Origin of the sequence: Paraburkholderia kirstenboschensis (genome assembly GCF_904848585.1) — a bacterium.
Taxonomy (GTDB): Bacteria; Pseudomonadota; Gammaproteobacteria; order Burkholderiales; family Burkholderiaceae; genus Paraburkholderia; species Paraburkholderia kirstenboschensis.
The window spans coordinates 1-13,002 of sequence record NZ_CAJHCR010000016.1; the positions used below are offsets into that span (position 1 = coordinate 1).

General features: G+C 62.7%; 13 protein-coding genes. 10 read left to right on the forward strand and 3 right to left on the reverse strand.

Annotated elements, in window-relative coordinates:
• Positions 1 to 124: 124 nt before the first annotated feature.
• Positions 125 to 901, reverse strand: coding sequence for an enoyl-CoA hydratase (locus JMY24_RS29215; RefSeq protein WP_128585933.1), 777 nt, complete (start codon positions 899 to 901; stop codon positions 125 to 127).
• A gap of 132 nt (positions 902 to 1,033) precedes the next feature.
• Between JMY24_RS29215 and paaN the strand changes: the two genes are divergently transcribed.
• The 5 genes from paaN (at position 1,034) to paaK (ending at position 6,908) form a co-directional block, all read left to right on the forward strand.
• On the forward strand, positions 1,034 to 2,734 hold the full coding sequence (paaN, locus tag JMY24_RS29220; RefSeq protein WP_128595877.1) for a phenylacetic acid degradation protein PaaN: 1,701 nt from the start codon (positions 1,034 to 1,036) through the stop codon (positions 2,732 to 2,734).
• Between the two features lie 123 nt (positions 2,735 to 2,857).
• Positions 2,858 to 4,060 carry a 3-oxoadipyl-CoA thiolase gene (gene pcaF, locus JMY24_RS29225; protein WP_201703391.1) on the forward strand — a complete coding sequence of 401 codons (1,203 nt, stop codon included), beginning with the start codon at positions 2,858 to 2,860 and terminating at the stop codon, positions 4,058 to 4,060.
• Between the two features lie 53 nt (positions 4,061 to 4,113).
• Positions 4,114 to 4,905: a 2-(1,2-epoxy-1,2-dihydrophenyl)acetyl-CoA isomerase PaaG gene (gene paaG, locus JMY24_RS29230; RefSeq protein WP_128595878.1), complete on the forward strand. Its 792-nt coding sequence runs from the start codon at positions 4,114 to 4,116 to the stop codon at positions 4,903 to 4,905.
• A 1-nt stretch (position 4,906) separates the two neighbouring features.
• Positions 4,907 to 5,395: a hydroxyphenylacetyl-CoA thioesterase PaaI gene (gene paaI, locus JMY24_RS29235; protein ID WP_128585930.1), complete on the forward strand. Its 489-nt coding sequence runs from the start codon at positions 4,907 to 4,909 to the stop codon at positions 5,393 to 5,395.
• Positions 5,396 to 5,603: 208 nt separating this feature from the next.
• Complete coding sequence (gene paaK, locus JMY24_RS29240) at positions 5,604 to 6,908, forward strand: phenylacetate--CoA ligase PaaK (RefSeq protein WP_128585929.1); 1,305 nt, start codon at positions 5,604 to 5,606, stop codon at positions 6,906 to 6,908.
• 151 nt (positions 6,909 to 7,059) lie between these two features.
• On the opposite strand, the gene mltA is transcribed toward paaK, so the two are convergent.
• Positions 7,060 to 8,292, reverse strand: a complete 1,233-nt coding sequence (mltA, locus tag JMY24_RS29245; protein ID WP_128585928.1) for a murein transglycosylase A — start codon at positions 8,290 to 8,292, stop codon at positions 7,060 to 7,062.
• Here mltA and JMY24_RS29250 point away from each other — a divergent pair.
• The gene (locus tag JMY24_RS29250; RefSeq protein WP_128585927.1) at positions 8,213 to 8,392 is read left to right on the forward strand and encodes a hypothetical protein; all 180 of its coding nucleotides are present in this window, start codon (positions 8,213 to 8,215) and stop codon (positions 8,390 to 8,392) included. The genes mltA and JMY24_RS29250 overlap by 80 nt on opposite strands.
• Before the next feature lie 67 nt (positions 8,393 to 8,459).
• On the opposite strand, the gene apaG is transcribed toward JMY24_RS29250, so the two are convergent.
• Complete coding sequence (gene apaG, locus JMY24_RS29255; protein ID WP_128585926.1) at positions 8,460 to 8,834, reverse strand: Co2+/Mg2+ efflux protein ApaG; 375 nt, start codon at positions 8,832 to 8,834, stop codon at positions 8,460 to 8,462.
• 288 nt (positions 8,835 to 9,122) lie between these two features.
• On the opposite strand from apaG, the gene rpe reads away from it, so the two are divergent.
• From rpe to JMY24_RS29275, 4 genes are all read left to right on the forward strand, one after another.
• Positions 9,123 to 9,806, forward strand: coding sequence for a ribulose-phosphate 3-epimerase (gene rpe, locus JMY24_RS29260; protein WP_027779421.1), 684 nt, complete (start codon positions 9,123 to 9,125; stop codon positions 9,804 to 9,806).
• 12 nt (positions 9,807 to 9,818) lie between these two features.
• Complete coding sequence (locus JMY24_RS29265; RefSeq protein ID WP_128595879.1) at positions 9,819 to 10,535, forward strand: phosphoglycolate phosphatase; 717 nt, start codon at positions 9,819 to 9,821, stop codon at positions 10,533 to 10,535.
• A gap of 365 nt (positions 10,536 to 10,900) precedes the next feature.
• Complete coding sequence (trpE, locus tag JMY24_RS29270) at positions 10,901 to 12,394, forward strand: anthranilate synthase component I (protein WP_128595880.1); 1,494 nt, start codon at positions 10,901 to 10,903, stop codon at positions 12,392 to 12,394.
• A gap of 13 nt (positions 12,395 to 12,407) precedes the next feature.
• A complete protein-coding gene (locus JMY24_RS29275) occupies positions 12,408 to 13,001 on the forward strand; it encodes an aminodeoxychorismate/anthranilate synthase component II (protein WP_128585923.1) in 594 nt (197 codons plus the stop codon).
• Position 13,002: the final 1 nt, after the last annotated feature.

Genomic DNA, 13,002 nt, shown 5'->3' on the forward strand with positions numbered 1-13,002 from the left:
GCGACCGCTGGAAGCCTTGCCACTGCTGGCTCTCCCGCTTCCCGTGCCCCGGCGTCCGGAGCACGAAAGAGCGAGATTCTAGCGAGCCGACCAGCGCCTTGCAAGCGTTATTTTGACAAGCATATTAACGGTGCTTAAAAGCCGGTTTGCGCTTTTCCACGAACGCCGCCATCCCCTCCTTTTGATCTTCCGTGGCAAAGAGCGAATGGAAGAGGCGACGCTCGAAATGCACGCCTTCTGCAAGCGTCGTTTCGTATGCCCGATTGACCGACTCCTTCACCATCATGACTGCCGGCAGCGGAAACTCCGCGATCGTCGCGGCGGCGGCGATCGATTCGTCTATCAAAGACGCGGCGGGAATGACGCGCGACACCAATCCTGCGCGCTCGGCTTCAGCGGCATCCATGAAACGCGCCGTCAAGCACAGGTCCATTGCCTTGGCCTTGGAGACTGCGCGCGGCAGGCGCTGCGTGCCACCAGCACCTGGCATGATGCCTAGCTTGATTTCCGGCTGGCCGAACTTCGCCGTGTCTGCAGCGAAGATCATGTCGCACATCATCGCCAGTTCGCAGCCGCCGCCAAGTGCAAACCCCGCGACCGCTGCAATGATCGGCTTACGAATGGAGCGAACCGTCTCCCAGTTGCGCGTGATGTAGTCGCCTTTGTACACGTCCATATACGTGTAGGTCGACATCATCCCAATGTCGGCGCCCGCCGCGAACGCCTTTTCGCTGCCCGTCAACACGATCGCGCCGATCGCGTCGTCCGCGTCGAACTCGCGCAGCGCCGCCCCAAGTTCGTCCATCAAAGCATCGTTCAAAGCGTTCAATGCCTTCGGACGATTCAACGTGACGAGGCCCACCCGCCCCCGCGTTTCGACCAGAATGTTCTCGTAAGCCATGCCGCCTCCTAGTGGTTAATCGAACGCGAAAACGCTTCGCGCCGCCATCCTAATAATGCTAACATTCCCCAACCAACCGGTCGGTCAATTATTCGACAGGCTTTTCCCCAACGTACAGCCACGCCCTCTGCCATGACACATCCGTTATTCACCAAGCACGAAGACACGCTGCAAAAGGCGCTCGCCGCGGTCGAGACGCGCGGTTACTGGAGCCCTTTCGTTGAAATGCCCAGTCCGAAAGTGTACGGGGAAACAGCCAACGCGGACGGTGAAGCCGCATTCAAAGCGCATCTGAACGCCACCTTCGAGTTAGATCAGCCGTCCACCGGAGAATCCGTTGGCGCCGAGGTATCGCCGTTCGGGTTTCCGCTCGGCATTCGTTACCCCAAATCAGATCCCGGCGCCCTGCTCGCAGCCGCCGCGACCGCGCAACGCGAGTGGCGCGCCGCGGGCCCGCAAGCCTGGATCGGCGTATCGCTCGAAATTCTCGCGCGGTTGAATCGAGCCAGCTTCGAGATCGGCTATAGCGTGATGCACACAACCGGCCAGGCCTTCATGATGGCCTTCCAGGCTGGGGGCCCGCACGCGCAGGACCGGGCGCTCGAAGCCGTCGTGTACGCGTGGGACCAGTTGCGTCGCATCCCCGCCGACGCCCACTGGGAAAAACCGCAAGGCAAGAACCCGCCGCTCGCCATGCACAAGCGCTACACGATCGTACCGCGAGGCACCGCCCTCGTCCTCGGCTGCTGCACCTTCCCGACGTGGAACGGCTATCCGGGCCTGTTCGCCGACCTCGCGACTGGCAACGCCGTGATCGTCAAGCCACATCCCGGCGCGATTCTGCCGCTCGCCGTGACCGTGCGAATTGCGCGCGACGTTCTACGTGAAGCCGGGTTCGATCCAAACGTCGTCACGCTGCTGGCAACCGAACCGAACGACGGCGCGATCGTCCAGAGCCTCGCCGTGCATCCGGAGATCAAGCTGATCGATTTCACCGGCAGCACGCAAAACGGCACGTGGCTCGAACGCAATGCGCATCAGGCGCAGGTCTACACCGAGAAAGCCGGCGTGAATCAGATCGTGATCGATTCGGCCGACGACATCAAAGCCGTGGCTCGCAACATCGCCTTCTCACTCGCGCTCTACTCCGGCCAGATGTGTACCGCACCGCAGAACATCTACGTGCCGCGCGGCGGCATCCGGACTGCGGACGGCACGCTCACGTTCGACGAAGTCGCGCAGGCCATCGCCGGCGCCGTGCAGAAACTGGTTGCCGACCCGGCCCGTGCCGTGGAACTGCTGGGCGCCATTCAGAACGAAGGCGTCGCCCAGCGCATTGACGAAGCCGCCGGGCTCGGCTGCGCGCTGGTCGAAAGCCAGGCGCTCGAGCACCCGGCTTTCCCGGGTGCCCGCGTACGCACTCCACTCGTGCTGCAACTCGACGCCGCAACCGACCGCGAGCAGTTCACCAAGGAATGGTTCGGCCCGATATCGTTCGTTATCGCGACCGACTCGACCGCTCACTCGCTCGATCTCGCCGGTGACATCGCAGCCAAGCACGGCGCACTTACCCTGTCGGTATACAGCACCGACGAAGCCGTGCTCGACGAGGCGCACGAGGCGTCGATCCGCGGCGGCGTCGCGCTATCAATCAATTTGACGGGCGGTGTGTTCGTCAACCAGTCGGCAGCCTTCTCTGACTTTCATGGCACCGGTGCGAATCCGGCTGCGAACGCGGCGCTCGCCGATGCCGCCTTCGTCGCCAATCGCTTCCGTGTAATTCAGAGCCGCGTTCATGTTGAACCGAAAGCCGCGCCGGCGGTAGCTGGCTGAACGTCATAAGACAGAAGCACGGCTCTCGTCCTATGCCGTTTGGCCGAATGGACCACGCCGTGCGCGCCAACTAACATGAGACATCGGATCGGCCCACCCGCCGGTCCTCCCAGCAGGAACTATATGAACGACGCCTTTATCTGCGACGCGATTCGCACTCCCATTGGCCGCTATGGCGGCGCCCTGAAAGACGTCCGGGCCGACAACCTCGGCGCCGTGCCGATCAAGGCATTGATCGAGCGTAATCCCGGCGTGGACTGGCATGCCGTGGACGACGTGATCTACGGCTGCGCCAATCAGGCCGGCGAAGACAATCGCAATGTCGCTCGCATGTCGGCGCTGCTCGCGGGGCTGCCTGCAGACGCGCCCGGCGCGACGATCAACCGGCTGTGCGGCTCTGGCATGGACGCCGTCGGAACAGCCGCGCGCGCCATCAAGGCAGGTGAAGCGCGACTGATGATCGCCGGCGGTGTCGAAAGCATGACTCGCGCGCCGTTCGTCATGGGCAAGGCGGCGAGCGCTTTCGCGCGGCAAGCGGAAATCTACGATACGACGATTGGCTGGCGTTTCGTCAATCCGTTAATGAAACGCCAGTACGGCGTAGATTCAATGCCTGAGACCGCGGAGAACGTGGCTGTGCAGTTTGGGATCAGCCGTGCCGATCAGGACGCGTTCGCGTTGGCCAGCCAGCAAAAGGCGGCCCGCGCGCAACGCGACGGTACGCTGGCGCAGGAGATCGTCGGCGTTGAAATCGCACAGAAAAAGGGCGATGCGATTCGTGTGACGCTCGACGAACATCCGCGTGAAACTTCGCTCGAAAGCCTGGCCAGGCTCAAGGGCGTCGTCCGTCCGGACGGCAGTGTGACCGCAGGCAATGCGTCGGGAGTGAATGACGGCGCTTGCGCACTGCTCATCGCCAATCAACAAGCCGCCGACCAATATGGCCTGCGCCGCCGCGCACGTGTGGTGGGCATGGCAACGGCGGGCGTGGAACCGCGCATCATGGGCATTGGGCCGGCACCGGCCACGCAAAAGCTGCTCAAGCAACTCGGTATGACGCTCGATCAATTGGACGTGATCGAGCTGAACGAGGCGTTCGCGTCGCAAGGCCTCGCGGTTCTGCGCATGCTCGGTCTGCGCGACGACGACCCGCGCGTCAATCCCAACGGGGGAGCAATTGCGCTCGGCCATCCGCTCGGCGCATCGGGCGCGCGCCTTGTCACGACCGCGCTGTACCAGCTGGAACGCAGCAACGGCCGATTTGCGCTTTGCACGATGTGCATCGGCGTCGGCCAAGGCATCGCGCTCGTAATCGAACGGCTCTAACCTCTCGCATAAGCGCTGCAGTCCGGCGAAAAGAGACTTTGAGGAGACACCCAATGTCATATGAAGCGATCGGCCTCGACATCGACGCATCGAGCCGCGTAGCAACCATCACGTTGAACCGCCCGGACAAGCTGAACAGCTTCACGCGCGCGATGCATCAGGAGTTGAACGCGGCGCTCAGCGAGGTCGAAACGTCCGGTGCCCGCGCTCTTGTTCTGACCGGCTCGGGGCGCGGATTCTGCGCGGGACAAGACCTCGCCGACCTGGACTTCACGCCCGGCGCGATGACCGATCTGGGCGAATTGATCGACTTGCATTTCAACCCGTTGATCCGCCGTCTGCAAGCATTGCCGTTGCCCGTAATAGCGGCAGTCAACGGGACGGCCGCGGGCGCCGGTGCAAACCTCGCGCTCGCTTGCGACATCGTGCTCGCGGCCCGTTCGGCCAGCTTTATCCAGGCTTTCGTAAAGATCGGCCTCGTGCCGGATTCGGGCGGCACGTGGTTCCTGCCGCAGCGGGTCGGCATGGCACGCGCATTAGGGCTCGCCATCACCGGCGACAAACTCAGCGCGGAAAAAGCCGAAAGCTGGGGACTCATCTGGCAAGCGGTCGACGATCAGGAACTCGCGGGAACTGCCGCCAAACTGGCGGCGCAACTCGCGCAGCAACCCACGCGCGCCATCGCCGCAATCAAGCAGGCCATGCGCGCCGGCGCAACCCAAACGCTCGATCAGCAACTGGATCTCGAACGCGATCTGCAACGTGAACTGGGTTCCTCGCACGACTACGCAGAGGGCGTGCAAGCCTTTGTCGAAAAACGCGCACCGCGTTTCGAGGGCCGCTGATATGTCGACGCAACCTTTGTATCCCGCCGAAATGACGCCCGACGAACTCGCCCGTGCAACCGCCGCCGCGATGTACGAAAACGATGCGTGCAGCCGCGCGCTCGGTCTCGAAATCATGGAAGTGCGCGCCGGCTATGCGCGTTTGCGCATGGCCGTACGCGACGACTTCCTGAATGGTCATCAGATCTGCCATGGCGGCCTGATATTTACCCTCGCTGATTCGACCTTTGCGTTTGCCTGCAACTCGTACAACCTGAACACGGTCGCGTCCGGCTGCTCAATCGAGTTTCTGCGCCCCGTGCATGGTGGCGACGTGCTCACCGCAGAGGCGGTCGAGCAGACATTGAACGGGCGCACGGGAATTTACGATATTCGCGTAACCAATCGCGCGGGCGATACAGTCGCGATGTTTCGCGGCAAATCGGCGCAAATCAAAGGTAGTGTGATCCCGCCGATAGCGTCCGGCACGGCAGCGACGTCACGGGAGTAAGGCGCTGGAGCGTCGACACGACAGACAAAGAGGCGCACGCCAGGCGCTCCCCGCGAGACTCGTGAGTCGCAGCACCTTTGAGCGGTGACACCGGTAACCGAGCCACCGCAGAGGGGCCAGCCGGCGAACGCCGCACCGCCGCACCAAGCTTCGCGCGTGAGCACAACGCATATCAGACCCAAGCATTGAAGCAGCAAGGAGACATTCGATGACCACCGCCCTTCCGCTCGATCCGATCGAGACCGCCAGCCGCGACGAGCTATGCGCGCTTCAACTTGAACGGCTCAAATGGTCGCTGAACCACGCGTACGAAAACTCGCCGGTCTATCGTCGCAAGTTCGACGAAGCCGGCATTCACCCGAGCGAACTGACCACGCTTGCGGACCTCGCCCGCTTCCCGTTCACGACGAAAAAAGATTTGCGTGACAGCTATCCGTTCGGAATGTTCGCCGTGCCGCAAGACCGAATCTCGCGCATTCATGCTTCGTCGGGCACGACCGGCAAGCCCACCGTGGTGGGCTACACCGCTCGCGACATCGACACATGGGCAAATCTGGTTGCGCGTTCAATTCGCGCCGCCGGCGCCAAACCCGGCGACAAGGTTCATGTGAGCTACGGTTACGGTCTGTTCACGGGCGGCCTCGGCGCCCACTACGGCGCGGAGCGCGCGGGCCTTACCGTCATCCCGTTCGGCGGCGGGCAGACGGAAAAACAGGTGCAACTGATCCAGGACTTCCGGCCCGACATCATCATGGTGACGCCGAGCTACATGCTCTCGATCGCCGACGAACTCGAACGCCAGGGCGTCGACCCGGCCAATTGTTCGCTCCGTATCGGCATTTTCGGCGCGGAGCCGTGGACCAACGACATGCGTCACGCAATCGAAAAGCGCATGGGCATCGACGCTGTCGACATCTACGGCTTGTCGGAAGTGATGGGCCCCGGCGTGGCGTCGGAATGCGTCGAGACGAAAGACGGCCCGACCATCTGGGAAGATCATTTCTACCCGGAAATCATTGATCCCGAAACCGGCGAGGTGCTTCCGGACGGCGAACTGGGCGAACTGGTGTTCACGTCGCTGACCAAGGAAGCTTTGCCGATCATCCGTTACCGGACGCGCGACCTCACGCGCCTTTTGCCGGGCAGCGCGCGCACCATGCGTCGCATGGAAAAGATCACCGGCCGCTCAGACGACATGATGATCGTGCGCGGGGTCAACGTGTTTCCCACGCAGATCGAGGAACTGCTGCTGAAGCAACACGCTCTTGCGCCTCACTATCAGATCGTACTAACCAGGGAAGGCCCGCTCGACGTTTTGACACTGAACGTGGAGCCTTGCCCGGAAACGGCGCCGGATACGTCCGCGCTGAACACGGCTAAGCAGGCGCTGGCCTATGACATCAAAGCGTTGATCGGCGTCAGCGCCGTGGTGAATGTGCTTGCGGTGAACGGGATTGAACGGTCGGTGGGCAAGGCCCGCCGGGTAGTCGACAAGCGCAAGTCGGGGCTTTGAGCCGAGGCCGGGGGACACCGCGAGGCTACGCGGCGGTAAAAGCGGCGGTCAGCCGGGCCGCCGCACGACCGCCACATGCGCCACATGCGCCACATGCGCCACATGCGCCACATACGCCACCTCCGCCACGCCTCGCGCCCCGTAGCCCAGGTCAAGAATTCGGCAGCAACAACCACATCCGGCCGCCCTGCTTCATCTTGCCGGCGAGATCACCGGCGTCGTCGCCGAGACCCCAGAAGTAGTCTGCGCGCACTCCGCCCTTGATCGCGGAGCCGGTGTCCTGCGCAAACACGAGACGGTTCATCGGCGAGTTCGTCAGCGGGCGCGTGGTCTGCAAAAACACCGGTGTACCGAGAGGAATCGAAGTCGGATCGACGGCAATCGAGCGCTCCGGCGTCAGCGGCACACCCAACGCGCCGATAGGACCATCGGCGCCGCCTTTCGGCACGTTCTCTCCTGACGGCATCTCGCGGAAAAACACGAAGCGCGGGTTCGTATCGAGCAGCGCATCCACGCGAGTCGGGTTCGCGCGCGCCCATGCCTTGATGCCTTGCATGGTGGCCTGCGCGGGTGTGAGTTCGCCGCGATCCAGCAGCCACCGTCCGATGGATTTATACGGCTGGTTGTTGGTGCCGCCAAAGCCGAGGCGCATCACACTACCGTCTTCCATCACGATGCGCCCGGAGCCCTGCACTTGCAGGAAGAACGCTTCGATCGGGTCGTCCACCCACACGAGTTCATTGCCGTTGAGCACGCCCATGCGTTCGAGCTGGGCCCGCGGCGGCATCGCCGCGCCAGGGCGATAGCTGGAAGGCCAGCGATACAGCGCCGTTTGATACACGCCGTGGCGCGTGCGCGAGCCGCGCAGCAACGGCTCGTAGTAACCGGTGACGAGTCCGTCGAGCGTGCCGTCGTTATTCGCTAGCTGAAAAGGCGTGAAATACGCTTCAAAGAATGCGCGGGCGCTAGTGGCGTCGAGATCGTCGAGTTGCGCCGCCGCCGCGCATGCCCGCGCCCAGTTCGCTTGACGCGCAAGCCTCACGCAGTTCTGCCGCAAAGCGGCTGTTGCGCCGATCAGCGAATCGTCCTGCCAGCCGGGGACCTGCTGCCAAGCCACCGCCGTGAGTCGCGTCGCGGCGATCTGGCCAGGAATGATCGCCGCGCCCGTGGGCGGCGAAACCACAGGCCGAACCGCGCCGCCGCCACCGCAAGCGGCCAGTATTGCCGCAACTGAAAGCGCGCTGAGCCAGGCTCCGGTCGCGCGGACAAAACGCCTACAATGTTCGTTCTTGATGGAAACCGCCATGTCTGATCTGTTCGACGAATACCCAATGCTCATCTTCGCGCTGGAATCGCTTCTCGCGCTGTTCCTGCTCGTGTTCATCGTCGTGTGGACGTCGTCTGGTAAAAAGAAAGCGGCACGCGCCAGCAGCCAGGAAACACCCAGCAGCAAGGAAACACAGAAGCCGCAACAACCGCACTGAGCGGCGCCGGTTCACGCATTCCACGGCGCGCATAGAACCGTTAAAGACCGTGGACCGCGCTCACGGTTCAATGCAATGTGCGCGGCATGCGCAGAATGAACTCCGGCACGGGCGCGTCGAAACGCTCACCGTCCTCGGCCACGCAGAAATATTCCCCGCGCATCGTGCCGACCGGCGTGGCAATGACCGCCCAACTCGTATATTCGAACTGCTCGCCGGGTTTGAGCAACGGCTGGTGCCCAACCACGCCCAGACCCTTCACTTCCTGCACGGTCTTGTCGCTATCCGTGATCACCCAATGCCGCGCGATCAATTGCGCGGGCACCTGACCGGTGTTGCGGATGGTCAGCGTATAGGCGAACGCGTACTGGCGGCGCTCCGGGTCCGACTCTTCGGGCAGGAATTGCACCTGCGACGCCACGCTGAATTCGTACTGGCTCATCCTGATTCCAATCTGGTGACACGGGGCGACAAAATCGCTGGAAAGCCCGAGTGCCAATGACTTAAGCGGCCATTGGCGACGCAGCGCCATGGTTTGGCATTCTGCGTCATGCGCGACACGCCCGCAACCGGACATATCCTTTGGCCAAGGACGCTTAAGGCGTTTTGTCGTCCTCGCGGCTCAAACCCGAGGCTGCGCTGCGCATCGTTCGGGCACCCGCCGCCGCTTCGCGCGTGCGCAGCACAAAACGGTAAAATGACGGTTTCCCGCTTGCATCCGCCCGCCGCCATGACGCAATTCCGAATCGCCCCCAGCATTCTGTCCGCCGACTTCGCCCGCCTCGGCGAAGAAGTGCGCAATGTCGTCGCCGCCGGCGCCGACTGGATTCATTTCGACGTGATGGACAACCACTACGTGCCGAACCTGACCATCGGTCCGCTCGTGTGCGAGGCCATCCGTCCGCATGTGGACGTGCCCATCGACGTGCATCTGATGGTACGCCCCGTCGACCGCATCGTGCCGGACTTCGCGAAGGCGGGCGCGAATCTGATCAGCTTCCACCCGGAAGGCTCGGACCACATCGACCGCACGCTGTCGCTGATTCGCGATCACGGCTGCAAGGCGGGCCTCGTGTTCAACCCCGCCACTTCGCTGAACTATCTCGATCACGTGATGGACAAGCTCGACCTCGTGCTGATCATGTCGGTGAACCCGGGATTCGGCGGCCAGTCGTTCATTCCCGAAGCGCTGAACAAGCTTCGCGAAGCGCGCAAGCGTATCAACGCGTACAAGGAGCGCACCGGCCGCGAGATTCACCTGGAAGTGGACGGCGGCGTGAAAGTGGACAACATCGCCGAAATTGCGGCCGCAGGCGCGGATACCTTCGTGGCTGGCTCGGCGATCTTCGGCCAGCCGGATCACAAGGTCGTGATCGACAAGATGCGCGCCGCGCTCGCCAACATTCAGCACTGACAACCGCGCCACATGACTGCTCCGTTCCCCGCCCCGACTTTCAACGGCCCGCGCCTGCAAGCCGCGATCATCGACCTTGATGGCACGATGATCGACACCGCCGACGACTTCACCGCCGGCCTGAACGGCATGCTCGCGCAACTCGACGCAGTTGAAACCTCGCGTGAAGAAGTGGTCGGCTACGTCGGCAAAGGCTCCGAGCATCTGATCCGCAGCGTGCTGGCGCCGCGCTTCGAAGCGGAGCACGCGCAAGACCGTTTCGACGAAGCGCTTGCCATTTATCAGGCCGAGTACGCGAAGATCAACGGCCTGCACACGCGCGTTTATCCAGATGTGGAAGCCGGCCTCGCCGCGATGCGCGACGCCGGTCTGAAGCTCGCGTGCGTGACCAACAAGCCGCATCGCTTCGCGCTCGAACTGCTGCAGCAATATGGGCTCGCACAATATTTCAGCGTCGTCCTCGGCGGCGACAGTCTGCCGAAGAAGAAGCCGGACCCGCTGCCCATGCTCACGGCCGCAGCGCAACTCGGAGTGGAACCGCGCGCCACGGTCGCCATCGGCGATTCGGAAAACGACGCGCTTGCGGGCCGCGCGGCAGGCATGGCGACGCTCACCGTCCCCTATGGCTACAACCATGGGCAAGCTATACAAACAATAAAATCCGATGGTATAGTTGCCTCGCTGCTGGGCGCCGCCAAGGCGATCGCAGCGCACCAATCCACGACTTGAAAAGTCCTTCATCCTCATGTTTCTGAATAAAAAACGGAGTCTGATTAGCATCGACCGGGGAGCCTGGCCCTGGCGTCGCTGGTCGCGCTAACCTCGCCTGAGGTACGCTGAAGCTCGTCTTCGGCAACCGTTTTTTACTTCACTGCGCTCACGCGTTTTTCCATCGTTTTGTTTCGCTGCATCGGCTGATTCCGCCTGCGTGTACCCACAAGGTACGTCTGTGGCTAGAACTCCGTGCTCGCGTCGATGGGAAAATCGCGCCGGTCGGTTCATCATCGAAAAAACGCACGAACGCCTGACCGGCCGCGCAATGCCCCGCTTTGTCCGACGCACGCTGCCGCCGGACCTACGTACAGGATCGGAACATGACCGAACTCGAATTTCAGTCCCTCGCCAACGAGGGCTTCAACCGCATTCCGCTGATCGCCGAAGCGCTCGCCGACCTCGAAACGCCGCTCTCGCTGTATCTGAAGCTCGCGCAGCCCGAGCGCAACGGCGCGAACTCGTTCCTGCTGGAGTCGGTAGTGGGTGGCGAGCGCTTTGGCCGCTATTCGTTTATCGGTCTGCCGGCGCGCACGCTGCTGCGCACCCGTAACGGCGTGTCGGAAGTGGTGCGCGACGGCAAGGTTGTCGAAACGCACGAGGGCGATCCGCTAGAGTTCATCCAGCAATTCCAGGGCCGTTTCAAGGTCGCGCAGCGGCCCGGCTTGCCGCGTTTCGCCGGCGGCCTCGCCGGTTATTTCGGCTACGACGCGGTGCGCTACATCGAGAAAAAGCTCGCTCATACCGCGCCGAAAGACGATCTGAATCTGCCGGACATCCAGTTGCTGCTGACCGAAGAAGTCGCGGTGATCGACAACCTCGCGGGCAAGCTGTACCTCGTGATCTACGCCGACCCGACGCAGCCCGAGGCGTACACGAAGGCGAAGCAGCGCCTGCGCGAACTGCGTCAGCGTTTGCGCGCAACAGTCGAGCCGCCGGTCACCTCGGCGAGTGTGCGCACCGAGACGTACCGCGAGTTTGCGAAAGACGATTACCTGACCGCCGTGCGCAAAGCGAAGGAATACATCGCCGCGGGCGAACTGATGCAGGTGCAGGTCGGTCAACGTCTGACGAAACCGTATCGCGACAACCCGCTGTCGCTGTATCGCGCGCTGCGTTCGCTGAACCCGTCGCCGTACATGTACTACTACAATTTCGGCGACTTCCACGTGGTGGGTGCGTCGCCGGAAATTCTCGTGCGCCAGGAAAAGCGCGGCGAAGATCGTATCGTCACGATTCGTCCGCTCGCCGGCACGCGTCCGCGCGGCAACACGCCCGAACGCGACGCCGAGCTCGCCACCGAACTGCTGAACGACCCGAAGGAAGTCGCCGAGCACGTCATGCTGATCGACCTCGCGCGCAACGACGTAGGCCGCATCGCGCAGATCGGCTCGGTGGTCGTAACCGACAAGATGGTGATCGAAAAGTACTCGCACGTGCAGCACATCGTGAGTTCGGTTGAAGGCAAGCTGAAGCCCGGCACGACCAATTTCGACGTGCTCCGCGCCACCTTCCCGGCCGGCACGCTGTCGGGCGCGCCGAAAGTTCGCGCAATGGAATTGATCGACGAGCTCGAACCCGTGAAGCGCGGCCTCTACGGTGGCGCAGTCGGCTATCTGTCGTTCACCGGCGAAATGGATCTGGCAATCACGATCCGCACCGGCGTGATCGCGAACGGCAATCTGTATGTGCAGGCGGCAGCGGGTGTCGTCGCGGATTCGGTGCCGGAATCCGAATGGCAAGAGACCGAGAACAAGGCGCGCGCCGTGTTGCGCGCGGCCGAGCAGGTCCAAGACGGCCTCGATAGCGACTTCTGACCGGAGACACACCATGCTGCTCATGATCGACAACTACGACTCGTTCACTTACAACCTGGTGCAGTACTTCGGCGAACTCGGCGAAGACGTGCGCACCTATCGGAACGACGAAATCACGCTCGACGAAATCGCGAAACTCAACCCCGAGCGCATCTGCCTGTCGCCCGGCCCGAGCAATCCGCAACACGCCGGCATCACGCTCGACGTGCTGCGCGAGTTCTCCGGCAAGACGCCGATTCTCGGCGTGTGCCTCGGCCATCAGGCGATCGGCGAAGCGTTCGGCGGCCGCGTCGTGCGCGCGCAAACCATCATGCACGGCAAGGTCAGCACGATCGAGACCGATTGCAAAGGCGTGTTCGCGGATCTGCCGAAACATTTCGTCGTGACGCGCTACCACTCGCTTGCGATAGAACGTGAATCGCTGCCCGACTGTCTCGAGGTGTCGGCATGGACCGAAGACGGCGAAATCATGGGCGTGCGTCACAAGGAACTGGCCGTCGAAGGCGTGCAGTTCCATCCGGAATCGATTCTTTCCGAACACGGCCACGCGCTGCTCGAAAACTTCGTGAAGCAGTCAAAAACGAAGCCGGCCCAACGCACCGCCTGAT